We start from the raw sequence: 14,863 nt of genomic DNA on the forward strand, positions 1-14,863 counted from the left end.
GATATCAGCTGCGCGTGATTTTGAAATTGACTAAAAAAGGGCAGACTTCTCCCGTCGGCGTCAAATCAAACGTAATGACACGTGTGAAATACAAAGCTTCCTCCATTTTCACACCCATCACCGCAGCACATTTCTCCATTCTTTTCACCTCCGTTTCATTTAATTGTCTCAATATTATCACATCTCTTCGTAGAAGGGAATATCCAAATGCGCCGTTTCCGCTAATTCGTTGATTAACCTCTGACCTGCACCTGCGCCAAAACCTTTCTCAGATCCGCCAAGCCATCAATCACCAAGTCCGCTTCTTTTAGTTCCTGTTCCTGCGCAAAATCAAAGCGGCAGCCAACCGCAAACAGGCCGTTCGCTTTCGCCGCACGGATATCGGACAGACGGTCTCCGACAACCGCCCCTTCCGTCACGCCGTATTTCTCGATGATCATGCGCACGAGTTCTCCTTTATCGAGTGTCGCTGCTTGTTCGATGCTGAACGTTTCCGTTACCCACTCATCCAAACCGTAATACTCGACGATCGCGGCCAGATAGCGCACAAGACCATTGCTCGCAATGAAAATCCGGTAGCCTTGTGTACTTAATTCAGCGAACACTCTTCTAACGTCAGGGTAAAGTCCCCCTTTGCCTTCACTGATATTTGCGATCAATCGCTCGAGGAAATACGAATCCATCTCGCGCTTCGTCTCGTCGGACTTTTCCGGCAATAGCGCTTCCCATACCGCGGGCAACGGCACCCCCATGATGCTTTGGTACGCTTTGATCGGCGCCGCACCTTGCCAATCGCCCCGCTCGCGCAGAACTGCGAACGCTTCTTCCAAGGATTGCTCCAAAACCGTGCCGGTCTGGAACAAAGTGCCGTCCATATCAAAAATGACCGCTTTCATTAACACTCCCCCATTTCCGTTATTCCTTGTATAACGAAAAAGATGCCCACTGCGTTGCATACTCCATGTATACTGAAGAAAAAAGGAGGGAAACACTTGATTATCCTTCGCCGGCTTTACCTGCAAGTGACCAGCTTGTCCTGGCTCGTGCTCACCATCAGTACCATTGTTTTGATTGCCTTCAGCACATTCATGATGCCGGCCATCGAACCGTCGACGTTCACCAGCTATGCAGACGCTTTATGGTTCACCATGACGACGATTTTGACCGTCGGCTATGGCGACCTCTATCCCGTGACGTTGGGCGGAAGAGTTTTCACCGTGCTGTTTTTATACATCGTCGGCATCGGTTTGTTCGCTTCGTTTATCGGAAAAGCGATCGAAAGCCTGTCCTTACATAGAAGAATGAAAGAAAGAGGTGAGTTGATGTACAAGGGGCGCAACCATATCGTCATCATTGACTGGTCATATAAAGCGGAAAATGCCATTGCTGAAATTTTGAAGCAAGACCCGCAGACAGAAGTCGTCGTCATCGACCGGCTGGAAAAAGCAAAAGAGCTGAATTCAAGGATCCATTACGTCAGGGGCAATGCTACCCATGAAGACGTATTGAGGCAGGCGAATGTCGAGCAGGCGAAAGCGGTGTTGATCTTTGCAGATGACCGCATCGAAGACCAAATGCTGACAGACGGAAAATCGCTATTGATCGCGACCGCTGTCGAACGGATGTCCCCGGGCGTCTACACGACCGTCGAAGTCGAGCGCGAAGAACACCTTCCGAACTTCTCTCACGTCAAGGTCGATAAATTCATCATGTCCAACGGCACCATTGCCAAAATGGCCGTCAATTCCATCTTTACTGAAACGGTATAAGCGATAAAAATAAACCCGGTATGCAATTGCATGCCGGGTTTAACTGATTATTTTTTAATGCCCATCGTTTTTTTATAAGCATCCAAATATACTTGTTCGGACGGGCTCGCTTGGTCCGGCCCGCTCATGGCACGGTGCCAATGCGGATAGAATGGCGCCGGCCGTGCTGCCGCTTCGATCAAGTCGTGTTCATCGCGCTTAAGCTTGATCTTGTAAGAGGCGATGTTTTCTTCCAGCTGTTGTTCATTTCGCGCCGCGATGACGATCGGGCCGACATTCGGGCGGTCGCGTACCCACGCATAAGCGATTTGGGGAACGGTGGCGTTATGGTTTGCCGCCACTTCTTCCAAGGCATCAATCACCGTATATAAACGCTCCTGGTCATAAATCCAAGGCTCCGGCCAGCCGCCGCCTTGGCGGGTATCTTCCGGCGCTTCCTTGTCACGGCCGATCTTGCCGTTCAATAAACCTTCTCCGAGCGGGCTCCAGATCATTGAACTGACACCGAGCTCCGTTCCTGCCGGCAGCAGTTCATATTCCGACTCGCGCGCTTCCGGTGTGTAGTAGATCTGCTGGGTGACGGGCGGGATTTTGCCGTTCTGTTCAGCGAATGTATGCGTCTTCGCCAGCGCCCAACCGCTGTAGTTCGATACGCCCCAATGGCGGATCTTGCCGGCCTTGATCAAATCGTTCATCGTTTCGACCGTCTCTTCAACCGGCGTCTGACCGTCCCACAAATGGACGAAATACAAATCAATATAATCCGTGCCGAGTCGTTCGAGCGATTCATCGATGGATTTCATGAGGTTATTGCGGGAAGCTCCCCGTTCATTCGGATGGCTATCGAACGGAAATCCAGTCTTCGACGAAATCAGCACTTTGTCGCGCTTGCCACGGATGGCGGCGCCGAGCACTTTTTCGGCATTCCCTTTTGAATACAGGTTCGCCGTATCGAACATATTGATCCCTGCATCGATCGACATGTCCACCATCCGGTTCGCAGTATTTTCCTGTACATTTCCTGCCGCTTCAAACCCATTCGTTCCGCTGAACGGGATCGTGCCGAGAATGTATTTCGGGACGCGCAGCCCCGATTTGCCTAAGTTAATATAATCCATAGTTAAGGTCCTCCTAGTAACGAGCTGTTTTTTTCTGTCAGTCATTCTCTACCCGCTTAACGCCCTTCGACAAACAAAAATTCCAAACCCTTTATGCCCGCGCTTGTCACGCCTGGTCTTTGCCTTTCAAGCCCGCGGCAAACAACGGGCCGTTGATGGTCATCGTAGAAATGATGCGCGCGATTTCTTCCGGCGGCTCATTCGTATCGCCGTTCAGCCATTCCTGGATGACGCCGATATGGGCGGAAGCGATATACGATGACAAATAATGCGGCGGCACGAGGGCGTTTCCGCCACCAACCAACACGTCTTTATTGCGTTCGAACAGCGCTTGACTGAGGAATTCCTTCATCTTGACCTGAAAGCCGGCATCGCCTCTTGGCCCCAGCAACGCCTTCATCAAGCTTTTATTGTCATGGAGGAATTCAAAGAGCGGCACCGGCACAGCGAAAGGAGCCGTTCCATTCTGGCTTTGCTTCATGCCTTCGATGAGCTGAGGAATATTGCGGATGATCTTGATTTCCATTTCCTCGATCAATTGCTGCTGGCATTTGTCCATCAAATCGAATTTGTCCTCGTAATGGCTGTAAAACGTCCCCCGGTTGATGTTCGCATGTTCCGTAATATCCTTGACGCTCATCGCTTCAAAGCCTTTTTCTTCAATCAATGCAATCAATGCTGCACGGATTGCTTGTTTCGTCCGCACGACACGCAAATCGGCTGGTTTACCGTTCATTTTCATTCCTCCCCATTTTTACCCGACACTTTTCCCCGTACTGTCGTTTAAGCAACACATTGCTTGTTTTTGATGATTGCCCCCTTATCGCCAAGAAACTATACTAAAGCCAAGAACTAAAACGACAGTTTGTTTATTATCTTAGCCGCAAATAGACAGCAAGAACAGCTCATTTTGATGGAAGAAGTCATAAGGCTCCAGCAAACGGAGGAGGAAACCCTATGGACATCCAGCTTTCGCACGTCAACAAACGTTTCGGGGACACGGCCGTCATCAAAGATGTGAGCTTCACTGTTGCAGCGGGAGAAATCTGCTGCTTGCTCGGCCCGTCCGGTTCCGGCAAGACAACCTTGATCCGCTTGATGATCGGCGCATTGCCGGCAGACAGCGGCACGATCCAATTCGGAGACACCGAAATGCCGAATATGGCGATTCTCAAACGGCTCGGCTTCATGCCGCAAAACGATGCTTTGTATGAAGATTTGTCCGCACAGGGCAACCTGGCGTTTTTCGGCGGATTGTACCACCTCCCAAAACGCACACGTGAGGCGCGCATCGCCGAAGTGCTTGATATGGTCGAACTGACCGATCACAAACGTAAACTGGTGAAAGATTTTTCCGGCGGCATGAAAAAGCGGCTGTCGCTCGCCATCGCGATTTTGCACGAGCCGGATATCCTGTTTCTCGACGAACCGACAGCCGGCATCGATCCGGTCCTGCGCCGCAAGATCTGGGCGCAGTTCCAGTCATTGAAAGCACAAGGCACGACGATCATCGTCTCGACGCATGTCATGGACGAAGTGGTCGAATGCGATAAAGGGGCGCTATTGTATAACGGCCGGCTCATCGAATACGACACAGTCGATCGATTGCTCGCAAAAACTGATAGCGGCCGCATCGAAGACTTGTTCTTCGCCGCTTCAGAAAGCGAGGCGCGCTCATGATCCAATTAGCGAAACGCGTCATCCGCCAGACCATCAACGACAAGCGCAGCGTCATGCTCATCCTCGTCGCCCCGCTATTGATCTTGACCTTGGTCTATTTCCTGCTCGGCGATTCGGATTACGTCGCAACGGTCGCCATCGACCCGGACGCTGTTCCCGCTCCCGTCATCGATGCATTGGAACAGCAGGAACTCGAGCTGGTCGACATCACAGGCGACGAAGCCGATCAAGCACTCGATTATTTGCAGCAGCACGAAGACGTCGACGCCGTTCTGCGCTTCCCGGAAAATTCGGGCATGGACATCACGCTGTACGAACCGTCGACAAAAGGTGCCACGGCGATAAGCGAAATCCAAGAAGCGATGGCGGACATCAACCCGACCGCCGAAGCTGAAGTCAGCTATGTTTACGGCACCCAGGACCAGACTTTATTCGATTCGCTCGGCTACGTCTTTCTCGCCTTGTTCTCGTTCTTTTTCGTGTTCATCATCTCCGCGATGGCACTCGTAAGGGAACGCAGCCGCGGCACGCTCGAACGCCTGATGATGACGCCGATCCGGCGCGGCGAAGTCATTGCCGGCTACACACTCGGCTACAGTGTTTTCGCCGTCATCCAAGCGATCATCATCGTCTTGTACGCGGTGTTCGTGCTACAGCTGAGCAATGAAGGGAACATCTTCTGGATCTTGCTGACGATGGTGCTGCTCGCCGTCACCGCCGTATCGTTCGGCGCCACCATTTCCATTTTTGCGGGCTCCGAACTGCAGGTCGTCCAGCTGATTCCGTTCACCATCATCCCGCAAGTGTTCTTCTCAGGGCTCATCCCGTTGGACTTGATCCCGTACCACCTCGGCAATTTGTCGTATATCATGCCGATCTATTACGGTGCCGCTGCCATCAAAGGCATCATGGTCTACGGCGACGGGTTGTCGGACATCTGGGGCTATCTCGCCGGGCTCACTGCTTACGCGCTCGTGCTGTATGTCATCAACACGCAAGCCTTGAAGAAATTTCGAAAACTATAGAAAAAAGCGGACGAAGCTGATGCCTCGTCCGCTTTTTCCTGTATTCAAAAACTTATTCCGCCCACAAGATCTGGTACGAGCCGCTCGGTTCTTGTTCCAAGCGGCAGTTATCGGACAGGATCGGCCGGAACGCTTCCACTTGCGCTTCATCCATGGAAATGCCGGACAGCCCAAATTCGGTCTCTGTGTAATCAAGATCCGCTTCCTGGTCGAATTTGATGCGCAACAGATTCTTCGCGCCGTTGATCGTCAAAAATTTCACTTGGTAGCCGTCACGGAATACCGCCTCAAGATCGCTTCCAAGCGATGCGAAATTATCGTTTTTCAGAAGCTCGCCGATTTCTACGCCTTCCCGGCGAACCTTTTCGATGCGAATCGCATCCGGCATGGAAATTTTGGTCAATTTCATACTATCCCTCTTTCCGAATTTCTAGTGATGCACCCATTTTAGAAGAATGGCGCATGAATCTCAAATTGCGGGAACTCATTGTTCCCACCAGCGTGCAGGCGTGTACGAATCGAGCGTTTCCAAAGAAAGCGTCTCGCCGATTTTTGGCGTCAGCAAGTCCACTCCCACACGCTTCGCTTCTTTTGATGCCCGCTCGATCGGATCGGTCCAGCTGTGAAATGCTAAAGTGAACGCCGCCCAGTGAACGAGCATCATCTTATCTCCATGAACGTCGAGCGCTGCCTGCACCGACTGCTCCGGCGCCATATGCGAAGTTTCCCAACGCGGGTCGTACTGGCCGCCTTCCATCAACACGAGGTCGAACGGGCCGTAACGTTCGCCAATTTCTTTGAAATGGCTGCCATAGCCGCCATCTCCGCTCGTGTAAAAACGGGTCTCGCTGCCAAGCACGATCCAGCCGCCCCACAAAGTCGAATTGCGATTGAACAAGCCGCGCCCTGAGAAATGCTGTGACGGCGTCAACACGAGCGTCAAGCCGTTAAACGCCGCTTCCTCCCACCAATCCAGTTCGGTGATGCGCGCCACTTCCACTCCCCAGCGCTCAAGATGCGTCCCGACGCCGAGCGGCACAAAGAAATGCCCCACTTTACTTTTCAGCGCACGGATCGATCCGTAATCCAAGTGGTCGTAATGGTCATGCGTCAGCAGCACCGCGTCGATTTCCGGCAGCCGCTCGACGATTTCCAGCCAGTCCATGCTATAGCGCGCGCTTCCCGCAAACGCCAAAGGAGATGCCCGTTTTCCGAGCATCGGATCGACGAACAGTTTGAGCCCGTCGATGCTCAATAAAAAGGTCGAATGGCCGAACCAAGTCACACTATCTTGCATGTTGTCGATGGCTTGCCAGTCAATGTCCGCTACAGGCAACTTCCCCAAAGGATTGCGCTGGACGTCACCAGTGAGCACGGAATCCCTCAGCATCGACAGGCCCTCTGACATGCGAATGACGGGCTCTGTGGAATCCGCATTGGCGAATTTTCCTTCCCGGTAATTGCCCAGTCCCATAAAGCGGTCCCGCTGGCGCTTATCCGGGGTCGACCCGAGCGGCGCGTAGAGCTTTAAAAAAGCGCCCGACAGAACGGAGACGGCCGCAGCGCCGGCAACTGAATACAACATCAATTTTTTCATGGCTCCTCCAATGTCGAAATGTATTTCACTGCAGCAAGCAGGATTCTCTGGTTTTCACCATAGCTTTATTTTCCCTCATTGGCTATCGGCTCAAACGGTTTTTTGCAGATTCTCATCTACTCTTGAAAACGCTGTACCATAAGAGAGAATTCATTTCCCGGTGCGCCAAAAGAAATCGAGCCCATTCCGTAAAAATTGATCTATTTCGCTTGCCGCTGCGTTCTATAAGCAAGAAGCAACTATAAGGAGGAGGAAATAACATGATCAACAAAAAATTCACTTTACTGCTCGCTGCCGGGATGCTGTCACTTGCTGCATGCGGTCAAGACGACGCTGCCAACGAAGAAGAAACGCAAGCTCCTGTACAAGAGGAAAGCACGGATACAGAAGAAATGCCGGAAGAAGAACCGATGGAAGACATGGAAGAAGAAACGGAAGAAAATTCTACAGAAGAAGAGCCCGCTGAAGAGGAAGAACCTGCAGAAGAAGCCGAAAGCAGCGAACAGGCAAGTGCCCCTGAAGCTATGAGCGGCGAAGCTTCCAACTTATTGTCGAACGGGGAAATGACCAGCTTTGTGTTCAATGAAGCCGGGGAATACGCGGTCTACTGCGAACCGCATCCAGTGATGCAAATGACGGTCATCGTCGAAGAAGGCGCAGAAGCGATGGATAAAGTCTCCGTCGACATCGCCGATTATGAATTCGGCGAAGCCACGATCACCGTCGCCCCGGGCACAACCATTGAATGGACCAATCAAGACCAAGTGCAGCACAATGTCGCTTTTGAATAAAACTCTTTTACACAAAAACAGCACGGACACTGGGATTCCCAGTGTCCGTGCTGTTTTTCATGAGAACTTTTCTATAGAAAGGCGCTGGCTGGTACTGCCTCGAATCAAGTTCGACACCTGTTAGAGAATCGGAATATCGGAATTCTCCCCGCATGCAATGTAAATTATTGGTACAATAAATAAAAGTGGAGGATATTTCTTCTTTCATTCACCGCTACGTATCATTTGAAACCGATAAAACCTTAACGAATACCATACAACTAGAGGAGTGTCTCCAATTGAAAAAGAACATGAACTATTTAATCGTTCTGCTACTGGCTGTCTTTATGGCCGGTTGTACAGAAACAGAACAAACGGCAACTTCAGAAACCGCGGTACAAGAAGAAGCCGCTGTTGAAACGGAAGCGCCGGAAGAAGTGGAAGCCGACACCGAAGCGACAGAAGCAAGCAACGAGGAAGAAACTGCCGCAAGTGACACGGAACAAGCCGACACGACGGTTGAAGAAGCCGACGCAGAGGCACCAGCCGCGGAACCTGTGGATGAACAATTCGAAGGATACGAACTCGTTGAAGTGGACGGCGGCGATCTGTCCGGACACCGCGAAGCGAACACCGTTGTGTCCGTCGGCTACGGCGACCGCGAATATTGGGCGTTCACGAATGAACACGGCCAATTAGAGCGCGTCGTTGCGGACGAAATTGTGTTGCAAGATGACACGAGTGAAGCTGTATTAGATTCCGGCCGCTATTATTCCGACGAAGCCAAAGTGCCAGGCGTCGAAAGCGACATCTTGGACGAAGGGCACGTCATCGCCGATTCACTCGGCGGCGTCTCGAACGCCTATAACATCACCCCGCAAGAAAGCACGCTCAACCGCCACGGCGACCAGGCGTATATGGAAGATGTCATTCGCGATGCAGGCGGCGCCACAGATTTTGAAGCCATCATCACCTATCCCGATACCGAAACGCAAGTGCCTTCCAGCTACCAATACAGCTACACCGTCAGAGGCAACGAAGTGGTCGACACCTTCGATAACGTCAACCCCGATGAAGTCAACGCCTCCCTCGGCTTGACCGACAGCGAACCTGCAGAAGCGGAAGCAAGCGCTCCGGAAACGAGCAGTACAGCGGCAAGCGGTGACGTCTCGAGCGTCGACGCCAACGGCAACGGGCAAGTGACGATCCAAGAAGCGAAAGACGCCGGCTTCACCATGCCCATCATGAGCGATCATTGGTTGTATCCGCATATGCGCGATAACGATAATGATGGGATGGTTGGGGAATAAAGTTAGGTGCAGTGATTTCAACTGAAAATGAGCACCGGAAAACACTGAGATCGTTTCAGTGTTTTTTCTTTGCGGAAAAACGCAAAAAAGCACCGCTCCAGGCGATGCTTTTGCCGTTTCGTATTCAATTATCCGCTGGCAATCAATTTCACATATTGCCGCTCTTAAATCTTCTTCCAATCATGCGCACCCTTCGCCCAGCCGCCGATCGCGACACCCATCGCAATCAAGGGCGACGCGAATTCCACATCTTCCATCACCAAGTACTGGTGGCCGAGCGGCATCAGTTTCCCCGACAGCAACAGCTCTTCCCGCAGCTTCAAATAACGCTTCGGGCATTTCGGCGTGGTCGTGCCTGCAAACTTCGAGCCGCGCTGCACGACAAACTGCTCTCCTTGGTAAAACCCGCTCGCATCCGTCCCGCGTTTTGACGTGATGAAGAACAATTCCGGCGGGGTCTCATGATAAAGCTTCACCATCCCGCTATCGAACGGATCGATCGCCTGCTCTTCCCCCGTCGCCGGATCCACCTCAAAAAAGCGGTACACTTCGCCAAACTCCGGATGCTCAATCGCCGCAACAAAAAACTCCTTTTCCATCAGCCTTCCTCCTATTCTAAGAAAATTGCCTTTCATCTCTTAGATAGATGGCAACTGCGAAAAAGGAGACAGGATTGTGAAAGTTTTTTAAAAAAGTTTGCTGTGAGTTTTGGAAGAGCCGAAGCAGCAGTGTTTCCATTGAAGTTTTACTGCTTTAGTAACGACTGGACGCGCTGCGGGTCGAAGCCAAGAACCCACTCGCCGTTGATGTTCTTCTACAAGGCACTGTCTTTTTTTTATATTCCACAAAATATAGTATGTTAATATGACATTAATAAATTATTTCATAATTACTAAATGTTACTAAAATTAAAATTGAAGGTGACGGTGAATATTAACATGATTAGCTCGGAAATCAAGGATATTACAAGCGTTTTCAATAATAACACAACGTATGAAATACCAGACTTTCAGCGCGACTTTGTTTGGGGAGAAGATGAAGTTAGACAATTATTTAGAGACTTTCATGAAGATACCGATAGATTTCAAATTGATATTAAAGAATCCGATGGGTACTTACTCGGGAATATTGTTTTAATTGAAGATAAAGAACATCCGAATAAAAAAATTGTAATTGATGGTCAACAGCGTCTAACCACACTTTCACTTTTGTACAAAGCGATGGAAGCTCTCTTATTTGATAAAATGAAAAACTCCACTGGAGAAGACCAAACTAAATGGGCTATGAGAGGCAGCGACTTTAAAAAAGGCTATGGAATAATTAACGAAGAGTTTGCTATCGAAGCTCTAAAAATTCAACACCATCCTAGTTTAAAGTTCGGTAGCTCGTATCGCTCAATTGTTAACGGTGAAAACTCTAGTGAGCAAGAAGCTGAGAGTCCCTCTGACAAAAAAATTAATGAAGTATATGAAATTATTGAAGAAGAAATAGTAGGGTTAAATGAAATTCAACTTTCAAAATTCGTTTCGTATATTAAGACTAAGGTTATGCTGATTGTCACTACAGCCCCTAATTTATCCAAAGCATTTCAGCTTTTTGAAATCCTTAATAATCGCGGTAAGGACTTAGAACCTTTAGATCTAATCAAAAATTTATTATTAAAGAGTTTAACTGCTTCAAACTATTCGGAATTAGATCGGGAGCTATTTAATGAGAATTGGAAACAATTCACTATAAACCTGGAAATCACTCCAAAAAGGAAGATTGAATCCTCTACATTTTTAAAACACTATTTAATAGGAACCATAGGTAAAAATGAGGGGAAAGATAAATTATTTAAACATTTTCTGGAATTAAAATTAAACTCTAAGGAAGTAATAGATTTAGTTAAAGATTTCAGACGTGTTTCGAAAATTTATGGAGATATTGAGAGGAAAGCTTATGATTCGTTTATAGATGATTCTCTTAAGATGTATATTTTATTTGAGTTACTGAAACTTCGCCAAGCCCATACAATGCTAATTCCTTTTTACGCGGAATCAAATGAAACAAAAGAAATAGTTGTCGATCTTGCTATTCGGTTAAGTTCTAGTGTTATATTTTCATACACCCAAACTAACTATATCGAAGCTGAAATTCCTGCTTTAGTTAAAGAATATTATAAGAATAAGAAGAATAAAGGTAATGAATTCGCTCTACAAACATTTATTGACAGATTAGAAATTAAAATCACTGAAAAGGCTAAATTAGCTCGTGAAGCCATTAGTACTAGAAAATTTGAAAATAACAAAGGTGACTATAATAAAAAAGGCATTGACTTGCTGAAATTCATAGAACTGTACGGACAGGGCAACATCCTTATTAAATCACCTGCTCCAAATAAACGTTTAACACTAGAACATATACTGCCGAGAACATTGAGGGATGAGGAAGTTCGAATGGCCGGATTCCAAAATACAGGAGAGTTTAAAGAATTCATAAACCGAATTGGTAATTTAGCTATTGTTTACAACACGGATAACTCTCATTTGTCTAATAAAAATTTTTCCCAGAAAAAAACTGTTTTTGCAGACACAGACTTTTTAACAACAAAGTCATTAGCAGGAGATCTTACCACCCATATAAAAGATGGAAAAGATAGCAAGCTAGTAAATCAAATCAATGAGAATATTGCTGTCTATACTAGTGAAGATTCGAGTATATATTGGACTAAAGAACTTATTGACGAAAGATCTGCTAAGATCGCTTCATATTTGGAAAAAATACTTACTAAAGAAGTAAAGTAGACTACAAGAAAAGCAGCCGGCCGGCTGCTTTTCTTGTAGTTTTTAATTTCTATTTTCTGCTTTCAATTCAAAATAAGCATGCAACCGATATTTCGCAATCTCCTTCGTCCAATCAAAAAGAATCTGCTGGTACTCAATATTTGGCGATAAATTTAATGAAAACAAATTATCATCAAATGTCACCAGCCCGTCTTTTGCACTGCCGCTCCATTTCGTCATTGGCATCCGCTCAATCAAATCAGCAATTTTCTTTTCATTGTAGTCTCTGAGCTTTCTGCCCTGTACATCATTAAAGTCAGCATTCAGGCGGTATTGTTTAGCCGTCAGGAACTCATGGAAATACGGCGCAACTTCCACTGGCGTGATCGGATCCAGCCAATTCTCCATGCCTTTTGACAACATATACCTCAAGACGACCATCTTATAACTTTTGTTCATGCCAGTCTTCTCGACTTCCAAAAACCAATTCTGGTGCTTCGTCCACACTTCAATCTCATCTGCATTCAATTCTCCCGCATAAGCGAGCAGGCCGAACCAGCTGCCGAATTCTTGCTTGATCGTCTTCGAATCTGCCGTCCCTTGGAGATGAAATTCCAAATAAGTTGGGCGCCCGCCGAGATCCCGTTTTAATTCACGGTAAGCAAGAACCATTGCTTCTTTTCTAGGCGCGCGTTTTTTCCGCAGTTCTTCCAATAAATTGACTACTGCCAATTCTAAATTAAAATCGCAATTCACAGGGACCAAAGGCTCGACGCCTTGAGCTTTTCCTTTAGCTTGAGGCGCTGTATCAAATACCGAAAGCTTCAAATCGGCGTTGCGGTAATTTCCGATAAAGTCGATGATAACGCAGTGATCCTTTTCGTCCGCAATGCGCAGTCCCCGGCCGATTTGCTGGGTGTAGACCGTTAGCGACTCAGTCGGTCGGATGAATAGCAAAGTATCGATTTTCGGAATATCGACGCCTTCATTGAACAAATCGACCGTGAAGATGATTTCCAACTCTCCTGAATCTAACTTAGCTCTCGCCGATTTCCGCTCTTCTGCAGGCGTACCGCCCGACAAACTCGTCGAACGGATGCCACGCTCCCGGAAAAACTGGTCCATAAATTGCGTCTGCCGGACCGTCGAACAAAAGACAATTGTGCGGGTTTGTTTATGCTTTTGCCACGCCTCAAATACCGCTTCAGCATAGTCTTCCCTCAACTGCGCCTGAAGCAGTTCTTCTTCATCATAGCGGTTCCCGAGCCAGCGAACCTTCGAGTAATCGGTATTGTCGTATACCCCAAAATAACGAAACGGCGCCAGCCAATTTCGTTCGATGGCATCTAGGAAATGAATCGAAATCGCGACGTTGCCATCGCATAAGGCATAGACATCCTGGTTGTCCATCCGGTCGGGCGTTGCCGTGATCCCGAGTAAAAATTGCGGGTCGAAATGCTCTAAGAGCCTTCTGTAAGTCGGAGAAGCTGCATGGTGGAACTCATCCACGACAATTAAATCGAACGCATCCCGCTCGAATTGATCCAAGTGATACTCACTTCCCAGTGTATAGATGGAAGCGAACAGAAAATCCGCGGATATGTCTTTTTCAGTTGCATGGTAGAACGCAGATTTTTTATATGGGTGAACTTTTTGGAACGATTCTTTTGCCTGCTGGAGGATCTCTTGGCGATGGGCGACGAACAATACACGCTTAAATTTCTTCGCAAAAAAAGCCGCGAGATAAGTTTTCCCAAGCCCTGTCGCAAGCACAGCCAACGCCCGACTGTACTCTTCCTCTAACACAGTATCGAGTGCGTCAAGCGCTTCCTGCTGGGCAGGCCGAGGCTTTAATTCGGTTATGTACGGAGTGCCAGTTTCAATAATTTCTTGGGGCTGCGGCCCTCCAAGCATAAGCCCTGTTTCTTCTGCTTCCGACCATACAGGGCTTATTGGTCGTTTGAGATTCGCTTTCTCATGAAGCTCTTTATATTCTTGGAGCGTTTCCTTGTTCAGCGGAATCGTTTCGTCCGCGTAGAAATACGCTAAAAACTGCTCGGCCGCTTCATCAAATACCGTCTCATCTACTGAGGTCGGAGCGATTAAATTCCATTCCACCCCTTCTGTTAATGCGGAGCGGGATAGATTGGACGATCCAACGATCAGATGCGAAGTTTCTTCACCACGAAATAAATAAGACTTTGGATGAAACGAAGCACCTCCACTTTTCCATAGGCGAATTTCAGCAGAAGGTAATTCTTCGAGCAAGATCCCAAGTGCTTCCGGTTGGGTTACGAAGAGGTAGTCACCAATCAATAGCTTGATTGGCACACCTCGGTCCGCTGCTTCTTTCAAAAATGGTGTCACGATTCTCACACCCGACTTCATTGCAAACGCGGTGATCCAGTTGATTTCTACAGCCTCTTTTGATAACCGACCCAAGTGGCCTATGAGTTGCGAGGTCACCAACTGCAGTTTACTCATCTTCAACCTCGATTAAAAAGATTCTTTCTTTAAATCCGCCGCGCTTCTCGGCTTTTTTCACACGGACTTCTTCAACTTCTTCGAATGAAAATCCATTGAGTTCAGCAGCAGCATGAATTAGTTCAAGGATGTCTGCGAGCTCTTCGACCGCACCTTTTGGATTATCAGTTTCTTCAAATTCACGGAGCTCCTCAGTGAGTTTCTTCGTTACTTCTGTTCTGTATTCTTCTTCTGATAAAATGCGGGCTTTAAATTGAAGACCGTTGTTTTCGATTACTTGTGGGATTTTGTCTCTGACTAATTTATTGTAGGTAGGCATAACTATTCTCCTTTTCAAATAATTTA

General features: G+C 47.9%; 15 protein-coding genes. 6 read left to right on the plus strand and 9 right to left on the minus strand.

The annotated features are described in order from the left end of the window. Window positions 1-4 precede the first annotated feature (4 nt). Window positions 5-139, minus strand: a complete 135-nt coding sequence (locus tag DFR62_RS17580) for a hypothetical protein (RefSeq protein WP_257721097.1) — start codon at window positions 137-139, stop codon at window positions 5-7. A 94-nt stretch (window positions 140-233) separates the two neighbouring features. Beyond that, complete coding sequence (locus DFR62_RS06525; protein ID WP_241663119.1) at window positions 234-896, minus strand: HAD family hydrolase; 663 nt, start codon at window positions 894-896, stop codon at window positions 234-236. Window positions 897-992: 96 nt separating this feature from the next. Between DFR62_RS06525 and DFR62_RS06530 the strand changes: the two genes are divergently transcribed. After that, complete coding sequence (locus tag DFR62_RS06530) at window positions 993-1,769, plus strand: potassium channel family protein (protein ID WP_158290823.1); 777 nt, start codon at window positions 993-995, stop codon at window positions 1,767-1,769. Between the two features lie 47 nt (window positions 1,770-1,816). Here DFR62_RS06530 and DFR62_RS06535 read toward each other — a convergent pair whose 3' ends face one another. Both DFR62_RS06535 and DFR62_RS06540 read right to left on the minus strand, forming a co-directional pair. Next, entirely contained in the window at window positions 1,817-2,887 is a 1,071-nt protein-coding gene (locus DFR62_RS06535; RefSeq protein ID WP_121298892.1) for an aldo/keto reductase, read from the minus strand. A 106-nt stretch (window positions 2,888-2,993) separates the two neighbouring features. Continuing rightward, window positions 2,994-3,623, minus strand: a complete 630-nt coding sequence (locus tag DFR62_RS06540; protein WP_121298894.1) for a TetR/AcrR family transcriptional regulator — start codon at window positions 3,621-3,623, stop codon at window positions 2,994-2,996. Between the two features lie 221 nt (window positions 3,624-3,844). Between DFR62_RS06540 and DFR62_RS06545 the strand changes: the two genes are divergently transcribed. Both DFR62_RS06545 and DFR62_RS06550 read left to right on the plus strand, forming a co-directional pair. Then, window positions 3,845-4,567 (plus strand): ABC transporter ATP-binding protein, encoded by a 723-nt coding sequence (locus tag DFR62_RS06545; RefSeq protein ID WP_121298895.1) that lies wholly within the window; start codon window positions 3,845-3,847, stop codon window positions 4,565-4,567. After that, window positions 4,564-5,592, plus strand: coding sequence for an ABC transporter permease (locus DFR62_RS06550; protein WP_121298897.1), 1,029 nt, complete (start codon window positions 4,564-4,566; stop codon window positions 5,590-5,592). The genes DFR62_RS06545 and DFR62_RS06550 overlap by 4 nt, the downstream gene beginning before the upstream one ends. A gap of 52 nt (window positions 5,593-5,644) precedes the next feature. On the opposite strand, the gene DFR62_RS06555 is transcribed toward DFR62_RS06550, so the two are convergent. Both DFR62_RS06555 and DFR62_RS06560 read right to left on the minus strand, forming a co-directional pair. Then, a complete protein-coding gene (locus DFR62_RS06555) occupies window positions 5,645-6,001 on the minus strand; it encodes a hypothetical protein (protein WP_121298899.1) in 357 nt (118 codons plus the stop codon). A gap of 75 nt (window positions 6,002-6,076) precedes the next feature. After that, the gene (locus DFR62_RS06560) at window positions 6,077-7,189 is read right to left on the minus strand and encodes an MBL fold metallo-hydrolase (RefSeq protein ID WP_175578526.1); all 1,113 of its coding nucleotides are present in this window, start codon (window positions 7,187-7,189) and stop codon (window positions 6,077-6,079) included. Window positions 7,190-7,449: 260 nt separating this feature from the next. Between DFR62_RS06560 and DFR62_RS06565 the strand changes: the two genes are divergently transcribed. After that, window positions 7,450-7,980 carry a plastocyanin/azurin family copper-binding protein gene (locus DFR62_RS06565; RefSeq protein WP_121298901.1) on the plus strand — a complete coding sequence of 177 codons (531 nt, stop codon included), beginning with the start codon at window positions 7,450-7,452 and terminating at the stop codon, window positions 7,978-7,980. 278 nt (window positions 7,981-8,258) lie between these two features. After that, entirely contained in the window at window positions 8,259-9,269 is a 1,011-nt protein-coding gene (locus DFR62_RS06570; protein WP_241663118.1) for a DNA/RNA non-specific endonuclease, read from the plus strand. 164 nt (window positions 9,270-9,433) lie between these two features. Here the strand turns inward: DFR62_RS06570 and DFR62_RS06575 are convergent, their stop codons facing one another. After that, a complete protein-coding gene (locus tag DFR62_RS06575; protein WP_121298903.1) occupies window positions 9,434-9,868 on the minus strand; it encodes a DUF4357 domain-containing protein in 435 nt (144 codons plus the stop codon). A 339-nt stretch (window positions 9,869-10,207) separates the two neighbouring features. On the opposite strand from DFR62_RS06575, the gene DFR62_RS06580 reads away from it, so the two are divergent. Next, a complete protein-coding gene (locus DFR62_RS06580) occupies window positions 10,208-12,055 on the plus strand; it encodes a DUF262 domain-containing protein (RefSeq protein ID WP_167456522.1) in 1,848 nt (615 codons plus the stop codon). Between the two features lie 42 nt (window positions 12,056-12,097). Here the strand turns inward: DFR62_RS06580 and DFR62_RS06585 are convergent, their stop codons facing one another. Together DFR62_RS06585 and DFR62_RS06590 are read right to left on the minus strand one after the other, a co-directional pair. After that, complete coding sequence (locus tag DFR62_RS06585) at window positions 12,098-14,518, minus strand: DEAD/DEAH box helicase family protein (RefSeq protein ID WP_121298907.1); 2,421 nt, start codon at window positions 14,516-14,518, stop codon at window positions 12,098-12,100. After that, window positions 14,511-14,837 carry a nucleoside triphosphate pyrophosphohydrolase gene (locus DFR62_RS06590; RefSeq protein ID WP_121298909.1) on the minus strand — a complete coding sequence of 109 codons (327 nt, stop codon included), beginning with the start codon at window positions 14,835-14,837 and terminating at the stop codon, window positions 14,511-14,513. The genes DFR62_RS06585 and DFR62_RS06590 overlap by 8 nt, the downstream gene beginning before the upstream one ends. Between the last annotated feature and the right edge of the window lie 26 nt (window positions 14,838-14,863).

The organism is Planococcus citreus (genome assembly GCF_003664125.1).
GTDB classification, from domain to species: domain Bacteria; phylum Bacillota; class Bacilli; order Bacillales_A; family Planococcaceae; genus Planococcus; species Planococcus citreus.